The sequence below is a fragment of the Allolucifera butyrica genome (assembly GCF_900476375.1).
GTDB lineage: Bacteria > Bacillota > Negativicutes > Sporomusales > UPPP01 > Lucifera > Lucifera butyrica.
On sequence record NZ_UPPP01000094.1, the window covers coordinates 1 to 18,202 of the forward strand.

The window sequence follows — 18,202 nt, forward strand, 5'->3', positions numbered from 1 at the left end:
CCCGCCACAGCGGCGGTTTTGTATCCAGGGCCGGCAGGCGGCTGTCTGCCGCTACCGGTACATAGGCAGAGAAAAAGACCCGTTTCAGGCTATATTTTTTGTAAAGACCTTCGGCTAAATTCAATATTTGCCAATCCGTGTCCGGTGTGGCGCCGATAATCATCTGGGTACTCTGTCCGGCGGGGACAAACTTGGGAGCATGGCGGTATTTTACTATATCCCGGGTATTTTCCCGGATGCGGTTTTGAATATGGCCCATGGGAGTGAAAATGGAATGCTTTGATTTGTCCGGCGCCAGGAGGCGCAGACTGTTCTGGGACGGCAGCTCAATATTGACGCTCATCCGGTCTGCCAGCATGCCCAGACGGGTGATGAGGTCTCTGTCCGCGCCGGGGATGGCCTTGGCGTGGATGTAGCCGGAAAACCGGTATTCCTGCCGCAGAATACGCAGCGTCTCGATCATTTGTTCACAGGTATAGTCCGGGTTTTTCAGCACACCCGAGCTTAGAAAAAGGCCCTCAATGTAATTCCGCCGGTAAAAACTAATGGTCAGATCGGCTAATTCCCGGGGAGTAAAAGCGGCCCGCGGCGTGTCGTTGGTCCGGCGGTTGACGCAGTATTTACAATCATAAGCGCAAACATTGGTCAGCAGCACTTTTAACAGGGAAATGCACCGTCCGTCGGCAGAAAAACTGTGACAGATACCGCAGGCGGCCGCACTGCCAATTCCGCCGGCCATTGCCTTTTTATCTACACCGCTCGAGGTGCAGGCCACATCATATTTTGCCGCGTCGGTCAAAATTTTTAACTTATCGAAAACATCCACAGCCATCGCTCCTTACTGACCCCTTATAAATATCCTAACGTCGATATTAATTTAATTATATAACCGGAACCTTTATTTTGCAAACATATGTTCTGTTGACTGTTGTTGCAAAATTCTGTAACATCATACGCGGCTTGCTTTATAATGTATTTGCCTTATAATGGAGGTGTGGTTACGTTTATTACTTTGGCATTCGATGGCTCAAGGAGGAAAATAAATGTCCAAGCCGGTTTATGTAATTGGCCACCGTAATCCAGACACGGATTCCATCTGTGCAGCAATTGGGTATGCTCATTTGAAGACCGCCATGGGGGAGGATGTGATTCCGGCCCGGGCTGGAAAGATTAATGCCGAAACGAAATATGTGCTGGATTATTTCGGTGTTAGTGCGCCTGTCTTGGTTAGTGATTTATATCCCCGGGTAAAAGATGTCATGAAAGGCACGATTAGCATTCACCCTTGGAATACCTTGCGCGAATTGGGTAATGTAATGAAAAAGAACAAGCTGAAGTCTATGCCGGTGGTGAATGATGCCGGAACGCTGATTGGCATGGTGTCGGTGGGAGATTTGGCCAACCGTTATTTTGAAGAAATGGAAATGCAGGATTTAAGCAGTGCGGGAATTGACTTTGAAGCAGTTCTCCGGGCATTGGGCGGCACGTTGATCTGCGGCAGCGGGTTAAGCCGGACCGTATCCGGTTACGTGCGGATTGCGGCGGCGCAAACTTCCACAATTTCCGACCTGGTTCAACCGGGAGATATTCTACTGGTCAGTGACCGGGAAGACGTTCAATTGGCTTGTATTGAGAAAAACATAGTTTGTCTGGTAATTACCAGCAATGCCAATGTGTCGGTACGGGTGCGGGAAGCAGCCAATGAACGGAATGTCATTATCATTCAGGTTCCTTATGATACCTATAGCTGTGCCCGGCTAATCAACCAGAGTATTCCCGTACATATGGTCATGCAGCCGGCAGTGACCGCCTTTAAGCCCACAGAGCTGTTAACAGAAGTGAAAAATATTATTGTGGCAACCAATCACCGGAATTATCCGGTTGCGGAAAATGGCAAGCTGATTGGTTTGATCGACCGTGATCAGTTGATCGTCCCTCAGCGGGAAAAGATTATTTTAGTGGATCATAATGAGCGGACGCAAGCCGTGGAAGGTATTGAAGAGGCCCAAATTATAGAAATTGTTGATCATCACCGTCTGGGAGGCTTGCAGACGGGCGAACCTATTTTCATCCGCCACGAACCGGTTGGCTCAACCTCTACCATTGTGGCCAGTATGCACTGGCACCGGGCGGTGGAAATGCCCCGGCATATTGCCGGGCTGTTACTGGCTGCCATTATATCGGATACGGTATTGTTTAAATCGCCGACCGCCACGGAAACGGACCGGCAGACGGCCGAGAAACTGGCGGCCCAGGTGGGACTTGATATTGCAGAGTTCGGCATGGCCATGCTGAAAGCCGGTTCGGCATTCAGTGAAATGTCGATTGCCGAGATTGTGCATAATGATTTAAAGGAATACCAGATCGGGGAATACCGGGTGGCAATCGGCCAGATATCCGTAATGGACCCTAACGAAATTTTGTCTTTTAAGTCGGAATTGCTTGACTACATGGAACTGGTGCGGAACAAGGAACGGTATGACATGGTAGGCCTCATGGTGACCGATATCATTAACGAGGCTACGCAATTGATTTATACGGGACCGGGAGCCAGCCTGCTTCATAATGTAGGCCACAGCGACGAACCGGGGATTTTGTATCTTAAAGGCGTCATGTCCCGGAAAAAACAAGTAGTTCCGCTTATGGTCGAGGCGGCGCGCCGTTGATGCGAGACTGGACAGACTGAACCGGTTGCGGTTTGGTCTGTTTTTTTTGTTGGGGGAGGAAAATCATGCTTTTTAGCGAAACTAATAATTTTACGTTGGTAAAATCCACATTTCGCACCAAATCTGCAGCCATATTTCGCTTGGTTTATCTTCTCAGGAGAATTTAGTGCCGGGTGACAGAGGAGTGCGAAAAGTAGGATTAAAGAATATTTTACTCATGTAACGGAGGAATCCATGCATAATATACTTGACCGGTTAAATCCCGCCCAGCATTCTGCCGCAACCCATATGAATGGTCCCCTTTTAATTATGGCCGGGGCCGGTTCGGGCAAAACCAGAGTGTTGACCTGCCGCATTGCTTATTTATTGGAACAGGGTGTGGCCCCCTATAATATTTTGGCCATTACCTTTACCAATAAAGCCGCCGCAGAAATGCGCGAACGGGTTCATTCCATTATCGGCCCCAGGGCCAAGGACATTTGGCTGAGTACGTTTCATGCTTTCTGCGCTAAATTTTTGCGCATGGAAATTGAACATCTCGGCGGCTATACCCATAATTTTGCGATCTATGACTCCAGTGATTCCCTGGCTCTCGTTAAAAACTGCTTAAAGGAACTCAATCTGGACGACAAACACTTTCCGCCCAACGGCATGCAGGCCGCTATTTCCAATGCCAAGAACGCCCTGTTGGATGTGCGGCAGTTTGAACAGCAAGCCGACAATTTTCACGCTCAAAAGGTGGCGGAAATTTATAAACTATATCAGCAAAAGCTGAAGAGTAATAATGCCCTGGATTTTGACGACCTGCTGCTGTTAGCGGTGCGGCTTTTGGAGGAAGTGCCCGAAGTGCGGCAGAAATACCAGGATAAATTTAAATACATAATGATCGACGAGTATCAGGACACTAACCGGGCTCAGTATTTGCTGGCCCGCATCCTGGCGGAGAAACACCATAATCTTTGTGTTGTCGGCGATGCCGACCAAAGCATTTATGCCTGGCGTGGCGCCGATATCCGGAATATTTTGGATTTTGAGAAGGATTATCCTGAAGCTAAAACCATTCTGCTGGAGCAAAACTACCGCTCCACCAAAGTAATTTTGGATGCGGCTAATGCGGTGATTGACAATAATACCGGCCGCCGTCCGAAAGCGCTGTGGACGGATAATACCCAGGGCGAATGCATCAACTATTATCTGGCCGCCGATGAAAGAAGCGAGGCCCAATATGTGGCCGATACGGTAATCAAACTGAATACGGTCTACCGGACCCGTTACGGTGAGATGGCGGTGCTTTACCGGACCAATGTCCAGTCCCGCGTTTTGGAAGAAGCGTTTATCAAATGCGGCATTCCTTATACAATGGTAGGCGGTGTAAAATTTTATGACCGTAAAGAAGTCAAAGACGTTTTGGCCTATCTGCGGGTGTTGTATAACCCGGCCGATGCGATCAGTCTCCTGCGTATTATCAACGTGCCGCGGCGCGGTATCGGCGATACAACGATCGGCCGGTTGACCGACTATGCGGTGCAGCATGGCATGACCCTGTTCGATGCCGTTTCCAATCCGGATGCGGTGCCCGACCTGACTTCCCGGGCTAAAAAACAGTTGGAAGGCCTGGCCGAACTGCTGTTTAACCTCATGGGACAGGTCAATCTTCTATTAGTGGAAGAACTGCTGGAAAAAATTATGACCGATACGGGTTACCTGACGGAACTGGAAAACGAAAGCACACCGCAAGCGGAGGGCCGCATTGAAAACTTGCGGGAACTCATTGGCGTTGCCAAGGAATTCGCCGCTACCGGCGAGGAGAATACGGTGGAGAACTTTTTAAACCATGTGGCGTTGGTGGCGGATATTGACACCGCCGAAATGGCGGACGAACGGGTGACGCTCATGACGCTGCATTCGGCGAAAGGACTGGAATTTCCCGTTGTATTCATGGCCGGCATGGAAGAAGGCATGTTTCCGCATATGCGGACATTAATGAACGAAGAGGAACTGGAAGAAGAGCGCCGCCTGTGCTATGTGGGCATTACCCGGGCGCAGCGCAAACTGTATCTGACGAATGCCCGCATGCGGACCATTTACGGCAATACGGTCATGTATCCGCCGTCCCGCTTTTTAAATGAAGTGCCGGCTGCGTTAGTGGAAAAAGTGGGAGTTCCTAAAACGGCTGCCGCACCGTCCGGCAGACTGGCTCCGGCGAAAGAATGGGGACGTCCGGCGTTAAAGAGCCCTGCCTTTATGACACCGCCTTCACGGCCGGCCGCCGCCGCTCCTTCACAGGATGCAGTCTGGAAAAGCGGCGATAAGGCCCGCCATGCCAAATGGGGGATTGGCACAGTCATTGCAGTCCGGGGCAACGGAGCCAATCAGGAAGTGCATATTGCCTTTCCCAGTGAGGGAGTTAAACGGTTATTGGCTCAGGCAGCCCCGATAACCAAAGTATGACAAAGAGCGAGGAGAGTTAAGCATGCAGCAGGAGGCTGCCCGTGAAGCGGCAGAACTGAGAAAACAGGTCCATGACCGTATTAAAGAGCTGAGAGAGAAGATTGAGTATCATAATAAAAAATATTACGAAGAAGATGCACCGGAAATAACCGATCATGAATATGATCTTATGCTTCGGGAATTGCAGAATCTTGAACAGGAACACCCCGAATCAGTAACTTCAGAGTCACCTACAAAGAAAGTTGGCGGGAAAGCTAAAAGAGGCGTTAAGCAAATTGCGCACGATGTTCCTATGCTTTCACTGGACGATCGATTCTCAAGAGAAGAAGTGGCAGACTTTATTACAAAAATGCAGCGAGAAGTCGAAAACCCAGTATTTATTGTAGAACACAAAATCGACGGTCTTTCTGTTGCGCTACGCTATAGAGACGGAAAATTTGCAGAAGGTATGACGCGCGGCGATGGAATAAGCTACGGCGAGGATATTTCCGAAAACCTTAAGATGATAGATAGTGTGCCTCTGAGCATTCATGAAAAACTCCCCTACCTTGAAGTACGGGGTGAAGTTTACATGGATAATGATGCATTTGTGGCCGTCAATGAGAGGCAAGAAGAGATAGAAGGTAAAATCTTTGCTAATCCTAGAAACTGTGCGGCAGGCACTATGCGGCAGTTAGACCCTAATGTAGTTGCTGAAAGGAATTTATCTATTTTTGTCTTTAATCTTCAAGCAATACAAGGAAAGAATTTTACCTCTCACGCGGCGACACTTGACTGGTTAGCGATGCAGGGTTTTCCTGTACCAAAATATTTTAAGTGTGTTACAGAAGAAGAAGTTTGGGAAGCGATTACGCTAATCGATGAAACCCGGGGTGAACTTCCATTTGGAATAGACGGTGCAGTTATAAAATTAGATAATCTGGCTGACCGGGAAAAACTTGGCGCCAGCTCCAAAGTGCCGAGATGGGCGATTGCGTATAAGTATCCTCCCGAGGAAAAGGCGACCATGGTATTAGATATCGAGGTAAACGTCGGAAGAACCGGAAGATTAACTCCCTTAGCTATTTTAGAGCCTGTTAGGTTAGCGGGTACAACAGTATCCCGGGCATCGCTGCATAATCAAGATCAGATTGACCGTCTGGATATACGGATTGGAGACACGGTAATCGTAAGAAAAGCTGCAGAAATTATTCCGGAGATTGTTAGGGTCATAAAAGAGCAACGTCCCGAAGGTTCTGCTTCTTTTAAAATCCCTGATCGATGCCCAGTCTGCGGTGCACCTGCTTTACGGGGTGAAGACGGAGCCGACATCCGCTGTACCGGAATAAACTGTCCTGCGCAGCTTGCACGACTGATTGTTCACTTTGCATCCAGGGGAGCGATGGATATAGAGGGTCTGGGACCGGCTGCAGTTCATTCGCTTATGGACAAAGGATATATAAAAGATATTGCCGATATATACTATCTCAAAAATTATCGGAACGATTTTATTGCGAATGGGATTACTCCCCGACCCCGTAAGCAATTGGCTCTAGGTAAAGAGGAACGGCCACGCAAACAGAAGGAACCCGATTACACAGCCAGTACAGATAATTTGCTTTCGGCCATAGAGCGTTCCAAGGAGCAAAGTCTTGAGCGTCTCATAAATGGTTTTGGAATACCTAATATAGGTAAGCATACAGGAAGTATCCTGGAAGAAAACTTTCCTGACATACATGCGATTGCTAAGATTAGTTATGATAAATATAAGCAACTGAAAGAAATAGAAAAACAATTAAAAAAAGAGCGCAGCAGGCTTGAAAAGACGCTGAAGACTTCTACGAGGCCAGAGGATTTGAATATGCTTAGTGAGATCAATAAAAAGCTAAGCGATGCCGAGAAGGAACTAAAGACAAATGGCGACATTAAAGGGATGGGGGAAGTAAGTATCAAAGCGCTTTCCGACTTTTTTGCCGAGCCCCAAACGAAAGTGATTCTCGAACGTCTTGAACAAGCTGGCGTTAATATGAAATCAAGCTCTGCCGGTAAAGTGATTGATAACCGGCTGGAAGGAGCAACATTCGTTCTAACGGGGACATTGCCAACATTGGGCCGGGAGGAAGCATCTCAGCTAATTAAGGAATACGGTGGGCGCGTTGCTGGCAGTGTATCAAAGAAAACTACCTATCTCTTAGCCGGCGAAGGTGCCGGCGATAAAATGAACAAAGCACAGTCTCTTGGTATCAAGATTATTACCGAAGCCGAGTTCCTAAGCCTGCTAAAGTCCTAATGATAAATGAAGGGTGGATTCCGATTGACAGGCAACCCAGGGAGAGATTCCCTGGGTTGCTGTTTAACGGGATGATTTTTAGCGGCAGGGCCTGTTTCAAGTAAAGCGAGTCGTGGTATAATATTGCTTATATGGAAACTTTGTGAAAGATTCTTTGATGTTGGATGGTGAAAAATATGAAAATTTCGCGTAAGGATGTTGAAAATGTAGCGCTTTTGTCGCGGCTGGAGATTCCGGCTGACGAAATGGAAACCTTTACGGGCCAGCTAAATGCTATTTTGGAATATGTTGACCGGCTCGACCAATTGGATACCACTGACATTCAGCCGACGGCCCACGTATTGCCGCTGCAAAATGTAATGCGTCCCGATGAAGTCAAACCCTCTCTAAGCCGGGAACTGGCGCTGTCGAATGCGCCCGAGCAGGAAGACGGCTATTTCAAAGTTCCCAGAATCATAGAAGGCTAGGGGGAAAAGAGCATGGAATTGTTTCAATTAGCAGCCCATGAGCTGCATGACAAACTGGTAAAAAAAGAAGTCTCGGCGGCAGAAATCACGCAAGCCGTACTGGCACGGGTCGATCAAGCCGAACCGGAGGTTAAGGCTTATATTACGCAAACCCGGGAGCTGGCGCTGAAGCAGGCGGCGGCTGTCGACCAAAAGATCAAAAACAGGGCGGCCATTGCCCCCTTAGCCGGAATTCCCGCCGGACTGAAAGATAATTTATGCACCCAGGGAATCAAGACAACTTGTGCTTCCAAAATTTTGGCCGGTTTTGTGCCGCCTTACAATGCTACGGTGGTTGACAAGCTGGCGGCGGAAGACGCCGTGATCCTTGGCAAAACCAATATGGACGAATTCGCCATGGGCTCCTCCACGGAAAATTCGGGATTTCAGGTTACGAGGAATCCCTGGAATATCAATACGGTTCCCGGCGGTTCCAGCGGCGGCTCGGCTGCGGCGGTGGCCGCCGGCGAAGCGGTTTGGGCTTTGGGATCCGATACGGGCGGTTCGATCCGGCAGCCTGCGGCCTATTGCGGGGTTGTCGGTATGAAGCCGACCTATGGCAGGGTGTCCCGCTACGGTCTGGTGGCATTTGCATCGTCCCTTGACCAGATTGGACCCATTACCCGGGACGTGACGGACTGCGCTTACGTTCTCAACGCAATCAGCGGCCATGATCACCGGGATTCCACCTCCATTAATGCGCCGGTGCCTGATTATACCCGGTCCCTGGTGAAGGACGTCAAAGGCTTAAAGATCGGTTTACCGAAAGAGTATTTTGTCGCCGGCATGGACCCGGCCGTGGAGAAGGCCGTTTATAAGGCTATTGATCAATTCGTGGCCTTGGGAGCGGAGTACCGGGAAATCTCAATGCCTCATACGGAATATGCCTTATCGGCCTATTACCTGGTAGCTACCGCCGAGGCCAGTTCCAATCTGGCCCGCTACGATGGCGTAGGCTACGGTTACCGGAGCGATGGCAATGATATTATCAGCATGTATAAAAGGGCCCGGAGCGAAGGGTTCGGCAAAGAAGTCAAACGGCGGATCATGCTGGGAACGTATGCTTTAAGCTCCGGTTATTATGACGCCTATTACCTGAAGGCGCTGAAAGTGCGAACCCTGGTCAAGCAGGATTTTGACAAAGCCTTTGACGCGGTGGATGTGCTGGTTACGCCGGTGGCTCCCACAACGGCGTTTCCGGTGGGGGAAAAAACCAATGACCCGCTGGCGATGTACCTGGCAGATGTGTGCACCATACCCGTAAATATGGCCGGTATTCCCGCCATTTCCCTGCCCTGCGGGTTCTCAGACGGGCTGCCGGTGGGCCTGCAAATTATCGGTAAGCCATTGGGGGAAGAAACCATTCTGCGGGCCGCCTACACCTTTGAACAGAGTAATGACTACCACAAGCGGCTGGCTCCGCTGGGGGAGGTTCGATAACATGGATTATGAAGTCGTCATTGGACTGGAAGTCCATTCGGAATTAAAGACCCAATCGAAAATATTCTGTGGCTGCAGCACTAAATTCGGGGCGGAGCAAAATACCAATGTTTGTCCTGTCTGCCTTGGCTTGCCGGGAGTTTTGCCGGTTATTAATGAAAAAGTGGTGGAGTTTGCCGTCCGGGCCGGGCTGGCCTTGAACTGCGAAATTCTTCCTTTTAGTAAATTCGACCGGAAAAATTATTACTACCCCGACCTGCCGAAGAACTTCCAAACGTCGCAATATGACCTGCCCATAGCCGTTAACGGCTATCTTGATATCGAAGTCGACGGGAAAACCAAGCGGATCGGCATTACGCGGGTTCATATGGAGGAGGATGCGGGCAAGCTGGTCCATTCCGGCACAATTTCCAACTCCGAATATGCCCTGGTTGACTACAACCGCACCGGTGTGCCGTTGATTGAGATCGTTTCGGAGCCTGACCTGCGCTCGCCGGAGGAAGCGAAAGCCTATCTGGAAAAACTGAAGGCCATTCTTGAGTATATCGATGTTTCCGACTGTAAAATGGAAGAAGGAAGTTTGCGCTGCGATGCCAATATTTCCTTACGCCCCCGGGGTGAGACTCAATTGGGGACAAAAAGCGAGCTCAAAAATCTCAATTCTTTCCGTTCCGTCCAACGGGGGTTGGAATATGAAGTATTGCGTCAAACAGAAATTCTGGCTGAAGGCGGCCGGGTGATCCAGGAAACCCGTTCCTGGGATGAAGCCAAGGGAATGACCCTGTCCATGCGTAGCAAAGAACAGGCCCATGATTACCGTTATTTCCCCGAGCCGGATTTAGTGCCTATTGTGGTAGATCTCCAATGGGTGGAAGACATCCGGCGCCATTTGCCGGAACTGCCCGACGCGCGGCAGGCCAGACTGATGGAAGCGTACGGCTTATCTTCCTATGACGCCGCCGTTATTACCGCCAGCCGGGCCATGGCCGATTATTTTGATGTGCTTGTAGAGCTGGGTGCTGAGGCCAAAACAGCGGCTAACTGGCTTATGGGTGATGTATCCAAGCATTTGAACGCTGCGGCGCTGAGTATAGCCGACAGCCCGGTGACAGCGGAAAAATTGGCCGGGTTGCTTGTACTGCTGCAAAAAGGAACTATTTCCGGCAAAATTGCCAAGGCCGTATTTGAAGACATGTGGGAAAGCGGCAAGGATGCCGAGACCATTGTGAAAGAAAAAGGCTTGGTACAGATTAGCGATGAAGGGGCTATTGTGGCGGTTGTCGATGCCGTTCTGGCGGCCAATCCCCAGTCGGTAGCCGATTTTAAGGCCGGTAAGGACCGGGCCATCGGTTTTTTGGTCGGCCAAATTATGAAGCAGACCAAGGGGCGGGCGAATCCGGAACTGGTAAACAAATTGCTGCGGGAGCGCATGTAAAAACATCAACCTGTTAAAGAAAATCAGGAGTAATTTCCTGATTTTCTTTTTTGATTCTAATAATTACCTGACCTATTGACAAAGCTGGAAGCTGTTTTAGTGCATGAAAGATTTCCTGGCCGTACATAATGGTATTGATACGCCTTAAAAAGAGGTTGACGCGATGCTAACGGCAAATATTCCCTGGAATCTAAAAGATGTGCTGTTCATCCACCTATTGCGTCTGGCAGTGGGATTACTGCTGGTCCGTCTTGTATATCCCCTTCTATTTACGGCAACGCCGTTTACGGTCGAACTGACCGACCGGGTTGTAATCCTGATTCTTGTCGGTCTGGCCCTGCGTAAATACCGCGTAAATCCTGTCTTTCTGGGAGTGAGCGGCGTTCGATTTTGGCCCAACCTGGTTTGGGGACTGGCGGCAGGGGGAATTTTGCTGGGAGTCAGTATCTTTAGCGAGCGGATTTATGCTACGGCGCTTCTTTTAACACCGGCGCAGCACCCTTTAGTCGTTTTGGTAAAGAATGCTTCTACCTGGCAGGAGCTTTCCGTCCCTCTCGTTTTGGCGGGAATTGCCGCTCCCGTTGCCGAGGAAACGCTATATCGCCTGTTTACCTTTCTGCCGATGAAGGAACGCTGGGGCTTGTGGGGCGGCGCATTTATCAGCGCAATAATTTTTGCCCTCATGCATTTTAATTTGTATTGGCTGCCCGAGATGGTGATCGTAGGTATGGGACTGGCCATGGTATATTACTGGTCCGGTTCCTTGTTCAGCGCGATTGTGGCGCATGCTTTTATCAATACCAGCAAGATTCTGCTGTTATTCTGGGGATTTCCATTATCGTAAAAAATTCACGCAAGGGGATGAGACTATGCCTCGATGCCGGGTTTGCGGCAACACTAGCAGTTTTGGTTCCAGCAGGATTCCTCCGCCGGCTCAGTCGGCTAACGGACCCTTGTCAGGACTGGCGGGCGATTTTAACGGGAATGAAATTGTCAGGACCCGAAGTCTCGGGGCGGATAAGCAGGTTACGACCGCCGCCCTGGATAATCCCGCCGCTTTTTTTGACATTTGCCTCTATTGCGGCAGCCAGGAAGTTGACTGGGGAGAAAGTCCTGCATAATATATATAACTGAATCACTGCAAGGAATTTCCCGCTATTTGGTAGAAATATGTAACAGATAATATCATAGCGTTGCAGCAACCCTCATACCTGCTCCGGCTTACTGCACAGTGCTTGATCGGGTGTGGCCACTTGGTTAAGTAAAAGAGAAGGGATTGATTACATGACCAAATACCAGGAATTACCGGTAGAAAAACTGCGTTTTGTTTGTGATGAAAGCAAGCTTTCTTTTGAAACTACCGCGAGTGTGCCGCCGCTGAATGTAATGATTGGGCAGGAACGGGCCGTCAAAGCCGTGGAATTCGGCTTGTTTACCAAAATTCCCGGCTACAATATTTTTATTTCCGGGTTGGTAGGCACGGGGAAAATTACTTATGCCAAATCGGCTGTCCACAAAGTTGCCCAGAAGCAAGAAGTCCCTAACGATTGGTGCTATGTGAATAATTTTGAAAATCAGGGCCAGCCCATTGCTTTATCCCTGCCGCCGGGACTAGGCAGTATTCTGCGGCAGGACATGCAGGAACTGGTAGAAGATCTAAAACGGGAAATCCCCAAAGTTTTCAGCGGAGATGATTATGAACAGGCTAAAAGCACCGTTGCCAAAAAATATCAGGAACAACGCTCGGCGGTTATCGAGGAATTTAATCAGCAAGCCGAACAGGTGGGGATCCTGCCGCAATGGTCGACAACCGGTTTTGTCGGTCTGCCCGTAGTGGACGGGAAGCCGCTGACCCCGGAAGAATATCAAAAACTGGATAAAGAGCAGCGGGACGAAATTGAAAAAAAATTACTTACCGTACATGACAAGGCCTTGGTAGTTGTCCGCCATTTACAGCAGGTCGAGCGGGAAGTACGGGAAGAACTGAAAAGTCTGGATGCCAAAGTGGGTTTGTTTGCCGTCGGGCATTTGATTGATGAACTCAGGGAAAAATACAGCGAGCATAAAGACGTAATCACTTATTTGGAAGCAGTTAAGCAGGATGTAGTAAAAAATATCGGTGATTTTAAGCCGCAGACGGAAGAAGAACAAAACCCGCTTCTTATTTTCAAGAAAAATATGCAGGATTCCGTGAAAGATAAGTATAATATTACCTTGCTGGTTGACAATCATGATACCGAAGGGGCTCCGGTCATTATCGAAGTGAACCCGACCTATTATAATCTGGTTGGACGGGTGGAGTATGAAACGCGTATGGGTGTGGTCAGTACCGATTTCACTATGATAAAACCCGGTGCCCTGCATAAAGCCAATGGCGGGTATCTCATTTTGAACGCCCGGGACTTGTTGACCAATATTCAATCCTGGGAGGCGTTAAAGCGGGTTTTAAAGACCAAGAAACTGCATATTGAAAATTTAGGCGAACAATTCGGCATGTTAGCCATGGCATCGCTTAAGCCCCAGCCCATTCCTGTCAACGTGAAAGTTATTTTGGTCGGCAATCCGTATATCTACTATTTGCTCTATAATTATGACGAAGATTTTCGGAAACTGTTTAAAATCCATGCCGATTTCGATGTGCAAATGGACAATACATTTTCTAATATCCAAAAGCTGGCCGGGTTTATCAGTTCCGCCGTGGAGCAGGACCAATTAAAACATTTTCACCGGTCCGCCGTGGTCAAAATAGCAGAACACTGCAGCCGCATTGCGGACAGTCAAAATAAATTAACGACCCGTTTTAATGAAGTGATTGAGCTTTTGTGCGAGGCCGATGCCTGGGCCACTCTGGAAGGCAGCGAGCTTGTCATGGACCGGCATATACGCAGGGCGATTGAGGAAAAGCGGAACCGTTCCAATAAATATGAAGACCGGCTGCAGGAAATGTTTGCCGAAGGCAAGTTGCTCATTGATACGGACGGGGAAAAGGTTGGCCAGGTTAATGGCCTGGCGGTTATGGCGGTTGGCGAGTATATGTTTGGCAAACCGTCCCGGATTACCGCCAATACGTATTTAGGCAAAAACGGCGTTATCAATATTGAACGGGAAACAAAAATGAGCGGTACGAGTCATACCAAGGGCGTGTTGATCTTAAGCGGTTATCTGGGACAGAAGTACGCCCAGGATTACCCGCTGACCCTGGCGGCCAGCCTGACTTTTGAGCAGACCTATGACGGTGTGGACGGCGACAGTGCTTCCAGCACCGAGCTGTATGCCATTTTATCCAGTTTATCCGGCTTGCCTATTAAACAGGATATTGCCGTTACCGGCTCGGTCAACCAAAAGGGGGAAGTTCAGCCCATTGGCGGGGCAACGCAAAAAATAGAAGGCTTTTTCTCTGTTTGCAAACTAAAAGGATTGACGGGTAAACAGGGGGTTATGATACCGCATCAAAATATAAATAACCTGAATTTGAATGACGAAGTGGTTGACGCTGTCAGCCGGGGTTTGTTCCATATCTATCCTGTGGAAACCATTGACCAGGGCATTGAAATTCTGACCGGCAGACCGGCCGGGGCAAAAAATGCCGACGGCAGGTATCCCGCGGATTCAGTGCATGGTCTTGTTACCCGGAAACTCAGGGAATATACGGACACGCTCATCAAATTGGGCAAAGCCGCCGAAGAAGGACAAAAGTCATAGCAAGGGCGCCCCGTCCGGGGTGCCTTTTTCAACATAGAGCAGGGGAGCAGCAGAATGACGAATAAAAATTGGCAACAACCCGTCACAACGGGAAATACTTATATATTGGATATCGAAAATTTGGGACATAGCGGGGAAGGGGTCGGGCGGTTTGAAAATTTCACTGTTTTTGTACCCTATGCACTGCCCGGTGAACAGGTCAAAGTCCGGATTGAAACCGTGAAAAAAAATTACGCCGCCGGGCGCCTGTTGGAAATCGTAAAGGTTTCGCCGGCGAGGATTGAACCGCGGTGTCCGGTATTTTATCAATGCGGCGGCTGCCAATTGCAGCACCTGGATTATGTTTCTCAACTGGCTGTAAAACGGCAAACCGTGATGAATGCCGTCACCCGCATCGGCAAATTGGCCGGTATTACGGTACATCCCACCTTAGGTGCGGACAATCCCTGGTTTTACCGGAATAAAATGCAGTATCCCGTTGGCCTTTTGAAGGGAGAAACGGCTGTCGGCTGTTATGCCCAGGGAACCCACGAAATTATTGAAACCGAAACCTGTTTTATTCAGAATGAGATCAATAACAGCATTGCGCGCCAAGTAAAAGAATTAGCGGCGGCTATGAAGATTCCCGTTTATAATGAAACGACAGGCCGGGGGGTGCTGCGGCATGTCTTGGGACGGGTAGGAACGGCTACCGGTGAGGTTATGGTCGTTTTGGTTACGGCAACGGAGGAGTTGCCGCAAAGTGACAAATTAGTGGCGGCCCTGCGGGGAAAAATTCCTGGGTTGGTTAGTGTTATACAAAATGTGAATTCGAAGCGGAATAATGTAATTTTAGGCAGCCATTCCCGGACCCTTTGGGGGCAAGATACCATAGCCGACCGTTTGAGTGATTTTACGTTCCGGATTTCGGCCCGTTCCTTTTTCCAGGTGAATACGGTTCAAGCGGAAAAATTATATAATCAGGCGCTCGAGTATGCCGGATTGTCGCTGCAGGATGTGGCGATTGACGCCTATTGCGGCACGGGAACAATCACCCTGTTTTTGGCGAAGCAGGCCGCCCGTGTTTATGGGATTGAAGTAGTGCCGGAATCCATCGAAGATGCCCGGTTAAATGCCCGCCACAATGGGGTGAGTAATGTAGAGTTTTTTGTTGGCGACGCAGTCGAGGTTATGCCCAAACTGTTCCGTCAGGGAATCCGGCCGAAAACCGTTGTGGTTGACCCGCCGCGGGCCGGCTGTGCGCCAAAGGTGCTGGAAACCTTCGCCGCCATGGAACCGGAGCGCATTGTTTATGTTTCCTGCAATCCGTCTTCCCTGGCCCGGGATTTGGCGCTGTTGGCCGATTCCGGCTATCTGGCGGCGGAGATTCAACCGGTTGATATGTTTCCGAACACGTACCACGTCGAGGCTATAGCGTTGCTACAACGCCGTACTACCTAGAAATCCTTAATTTCCGATACTTCTACAAGCATTTCGTGTTTGTGGGAGAAGGCGAAAAAATAAGAAATAAGGTCCTCAAAAAGTATATCCGGGTTTCTGTGGTTATAGATATGGAGTGTGTAGACACAAAAAGTCAGCAGTTAGAAGATTGGGATTTTTAAGGAAAAACATTTCTTAAAGATGGTTTAGACGTTCAATTTTTGCATTGGACGTCTATTTTTTATTTCAAAAAGGGAGGAGACAATTCCATGGAACAAAGTACCGGTATGATTATATTCTGCTTCATGAATCTCAAGGGAGGCGTGGGAAAAACAACACTTTCTACGCACGTTGCCTGCGCCTTGGCAAAGCTAGGAGTCAAAGTACTTTTCATTGACAATGACAAACAAGGAAATGCCAGCCGCTTTTTTCAAGCGCAGACAGAAAATACTTTATCCGAAGTTTTAGATGGCAGCATTTCGGCAGCACAGGCAATTCAAAAAACCGCATATGAAAACCTTGATATTATTTCAGCGGATATGGGACTAGCCGCAGTGAATTTTGACATTATGCTTTCCGATAAATATAAAAATCGCAATCAAAAGTTCTTACTCAAAGAGGCATTAGAGCCAGTTCGTACACAATATCAGTTTTGTATTATAGATAATCCGCCGGACATCAATACCAGCGTTTACAATGCATTGATGGTAGCCAATGAAGTTATATTCATAACGACACCGGATTGCTATGCCTGCGATGGCATGGACTTAATGTACGAGCAACTGCAAGCGGTAAAGAATGATCGAATCGCGATGGACCAGGGATATAGTGAATTGTTGCCGGACCGGCGCCTTCGTTTCCGGGGGTGTGTGCTAAACAAATATACGCCGGATTCTGTCCCAATTTTGGAACGTATCCAGAAGAAAATACCCACTTTTTCAACTACCATTCGTTTAACCAAAACAGGAGCAAAACGATTGAGTGAAGCAGCCGAGCGTGGAATTTCTGTTCAAACACTTTCGCCAAGCTGCGGATTCTCACGGGATTTTAAGCATTTTATGGAAGAGTTGTTCTGCACGAAAGAAAGTTGGGAACGCTGATGGCAAAAAAACTTGATATGAACGCCTATTTCAATCGGGTCTCACAAAGCCCGAAGATACTGCCGGAATTGACACACCTGCTTGATATGTCCGCGCTTGCTGAGAATAAACAAAACTTTTACAGTATCGCCGATATAGAGGTTTTGGCGGCGGACATTTCGCGCAACGGGATTCGTCAGCCGCTTGAAGTTGTCATGCAGCAGGATGGAGTCACCTATCGTCTGATTTCAGGGCACCGGCGCCTTGCCGCTTTAAAGTATCTAAAAGTTCAGGGAGAATCCGTTCCGGAGAAAGTCCCATGCATCATACGCCGTTATGAATCAGAAGAAGACGAAATAGAAGCAATCATTTCGGCCAACTGCCAACGCGACAAAACCATAGAGGATGAACTCAACGAGCTGAAATATTTACAGCCCATTTTCCGTAGGCGGTTTGAGGAAGAGAAGCCAGGCGGGAAGTTCCGCGCGTATTTTGCCCGCCAGCTGGGATTGTCCGAGTCAACGCTGAAAAGAAAGCTGGAGCTATTGAAGCTTTCACCGGCACTCTTGAACCGTCTAAAAGAAGGAAAACTGCCGTTGTCGGCAGCGTATGAATTAACCGGCCTATCGCCGGAAGAGCAGGAAGAGGCGGAACATGCCCTGCCGGAAGACGGGAGTGTGCAGGCAGCAATTGAGGTGAAAGAGGGAATCCGGGCGCAGAAGCCTTCGGCGTTTGCCCGGGAAGAAGCTGCTGGTGAGGAGGAGCTTGCTGTAGAAGGGGAAACGCCAGACACTCCTGACAGCAAGAAAAGTAAGAAAAACCCTTCACCAAAGTCAGAATCAAAGGCAGAGAGTCCTTCCCAAGAGGAACCCGGCGGCGTATCCCCGATACATGCAACTCAACCCCTGCCGAAAGATGTTCATGAACAATTTGCAGCGGCCGTTTCCGAAGAAGATGAAGTAGATGGTATAGCAAAGGAACAAATAGAAACAGTGGATTTTTACAGCCTGTCCGTACAGATTCAAAAAAAGAGCATCCTGTGGGTGACGGATTTTTGCGGCAATCAGATGCGGCAGACAGCCGAACGTTTGGTAGAAGAAAAAGATACCTCGAAACAGATGGTGGGCAGAATCGCCGTATGGAAGGAGTTACTTTCACATCTGGATAGTTTGGAAAAGAGCATAGTGGGATAAGGGATAAAGTTCTATTTACTGGCGGCAGAGATTCTGCCGCTT

General features: G+C 48.9%; 13 protein-coding genes. 12 read left to right on the plus strand and 1 reads right to left on the minus strand.

Translation table 11 applies throughout. The annotated features are described in order from the left end of the window. Positions 1–826 (minus strand): putative DNA modification/repair radical SAM protein (locus LUCIF_RS18930; protein WP_122629427.1); only part of this gene is annotated, 826 nt, incomplete at its 3' end. Between the two features lie 217 nt (positions 827–1,043). Here LUCIF_RS18930 and LUCIF_RS18935 point away from each other — a divergent pair. The 12 genes from LUCIF_RS18935 (at position 1,044) to LUCIF_RS18990 (ending at position 18,160) form a co-directional block, all read left to right on the plus strand. Further along, on the plus strand, positions 1,044–2,666 hold the full coding sequence (locus tag LUCIF_RS18935; protein WP_122629428.1) for a putative manganese-dependent inorganic diphosphatase: 1,623 nt from the start codon (positions 1,044–1,046) through the stop codon (positions 2,664–2,666). Positions 2,667–2,900: 234 nt separating this feature from the next. Continuing rightward, complete coding sequence (pcrA, locus tag LUCIF_RS18940; RefSeq protein ID WP_122629429.1) at positions 2,901–5,117, plus strand: DNA helicase PcrA; 2,217 nt, start codon at positions 2,901–2,903, stop codon at positions 5,115–5,117. A 22-nt stretch (positions 5,118–5,139) separates the two neighbouring features. Beyond that, entirely contained in the window at positions 5,140–7,386 is a 2,247-nt protein-coding gene (gene ligA / locus LUCIF_RS18945) for an NAD-dependent DNA ligase LigA (RefSeq protein WP_122629430.1), read from the plus strand. A 176-nt stretch (positions 7,387–7,562) separates the two neighbouring features. Continuing rightward, positions 7,563–7,853: an Asp-tRNA(Asn)/Glu-tRNA(Gln) amidotransferase subunit GatC gene (gene gatC / locus LUCIF_RS18950; protein WP_122629431.1), complete on the plus strand. Its 291-nt coding sequence runs from the start codon at positions 7,563–7,565 to the stop codon at positions 7,851–7,853. 12 nt (positions 7,854–7,865) lie between these two features. Beyond that, positions 7,866–9,332: an Asp-tRNA(Asn)/Glu-tRNA(Gln) amidotransferase subunit GatA gene (gene gatA / locus LUCIF_RS18955; RefSeq protein WP_122629432.1), complete on the plus strand. Its 1,467-nt coding sequence runs from the start codon at positions 7,866–7,868 to the stop codon at positions 9,330–9,332. A gap of 1 nt (position 9,333) precedes the next feature. Beyond that, positions 9,334–10,767: an Asp-tRNA(Asn)/Glu-tRNA(Gln) amidotransferase subunit GatB gene (gene gatB, locus LUCIF_RS18960; protein ID WP_122629433.1), complete on the plus strand. Its 1,434-nt coding sequence runs from the start codon at positions 9,334–9,336 to the stop codon at positions 10,765–10,767. Positions 10,768–10,930: 163 nt separating this feature from the next. Continuing rightward, positions 10,931–11,611 (plus strand): CPBP family intramembrane glutamic endopeptidase, encoded by a 681-nt coding sequence (locus LUCIF_RS18965; RefSeq protein WP_122629434.1) that lies wholly within the window; start codon positions 10,931–10,933, stop codon positions 11,609–11,611. Between the two features lie 25 nt (positions 11,612–11,636). Beyond that, a complete protein-coding gene (locus LUCIF_RS18970; RefSeq protein ID WP_122629435.1) occupies positions 11,637–11,888 on the plus strand; it encodes a hypothetical protein in 252 nt (83 codons plus the stop codon). Between the two features lie 163 nt (positions 11,889–12,051). Then, complete coding sequence (locus LUCIF_RS18975; RefSeq protein ID WP_122629436.1) at positions 12,052–14,469, plus strand: Lon protease family protein; 2,418 nt, start codon at positions 12,052–12,054, stop codon at positions 14,467–14,469. A 54-nt stretch (positions 14,470–14,523) separates the two neighbouring features. Beyond that, positions 14,524–15,909 carry a 23S rRNA (uracil(1939)-C(5))-methyltransferase RlmD gene (gene rlmD / locus LUCIF_RS18980; protein ID WP_122629437.1) on the plus strand — a complete coding sequence of 462 codons (1,386 nt, stop codon included), beginning with the start codon at positions 14,524–14,526 and terminating at the stop codon, positions 15,907–15,909. Positions 15,910–16,157: 248 nt separating this feature from the next. Continuing rightward, a complete protein-coding gene (locus LUCIF_RS18985; protein ID WP_122629438.1) occupies positions 16,158–16,988 on the plus strand; it encodes a ParA family protein in 831 nt (276 codons plus the stop codon). Beyond that, positions 16,988–18,160, plus strand: coding sequence for a ParB/RepB/Spo0J family partition protein (locus LUCIF_RS18990; RefSeq protein ID WP_122629439.1), 1,173 nt, complete (start codon positions 16,988–16,990; stop codon positions 18,158–18,160). The genes LUCIF_RS18985 and LUCIF_RS18990 overlap by 1 nt, the downstream gene beginning before the upstream one ends. Positions 18,161–18,202: the final 42 nt, after the last annotated feature.